General features: G+C 29.2%; 1 protein-coding gene. It reads right to left on the bottom strand.

Annotated elements, in window-relative coordinates:
• Positions 1-629: hypothetical protein (locus ACW2QF_RS05930; RefSeq protein WP_455715077.1), on the bottom strand; the 629-nt coding region annotated here is incomplete at its 3' end.
• Positions 630-816 lie beyond the last annotated feature (187 nt).

Genomic DNA, 816 nt, shown 5'->3' on the forward strand with positions numbered 1-816 from the left:
GACTGAGGTGCATTCTCATATTTTTCTTCATTTTGCCAGTCTTTTATTTCCTGATTCTTAATGTTTTCCCTAAGTAAATTAGGTTTAGAATCGGGAATAACTATTCTTGTAACTACTTCAGTATCGTTACGTATTTCTAATAGATCACTTGCTATTAATACTATTTTTAATTCAGGGAATAAATAAGAAATAGCAGTTTTAGCAGATTTTTCTGCAAGTGCTTCTAATATTAACTCGACCGTGGTGTCTGACAATGCAACATTACTCGAAGCGCGTATATAAGATCCCATAACAGACGTACTTTGTGAGTAAGCGTCCGTAGATGGGGATTTTCTAAATATAGCTTGTGTTAAATCTATTAAATTTTTTTCATTACTTAGATATAAATTTGAACTTTTTACTAAGGCTATTTGCAGTTGTTTCATTATTTCTTGTTGTTCCGTTGAATCACTCATAATATTAGATATATCATGTTTAATTTGATTATTAGCATTAGTACTGATTGATGATGATAAAGACTGAGAAATATTATTTAATTGTTCCTGTATATCGAATAATTGTTTATTAATGCTATCTAATTCAGTAGCTTCTTTTGTTAATACATCTGGTTTAATATTTAAATATCCCATGATTAAGAGTGAACCCCTCCTTTAAATCACATTTAATGTCAATACATATTGTAGCACTATTTGATATAATTTTAAAGAATAAAACATAAAATGGTAAATAATATCTAGTCTATATAGAGTAAGATAATCATAGGTGAGTTGTAAAACGAGACGCCAGTTTGTGCGACGAGATGCCATATTTGTAAAT

It is taken from the genome of Anaerosporobacter sp. (genome assembly GCF_965301125.1).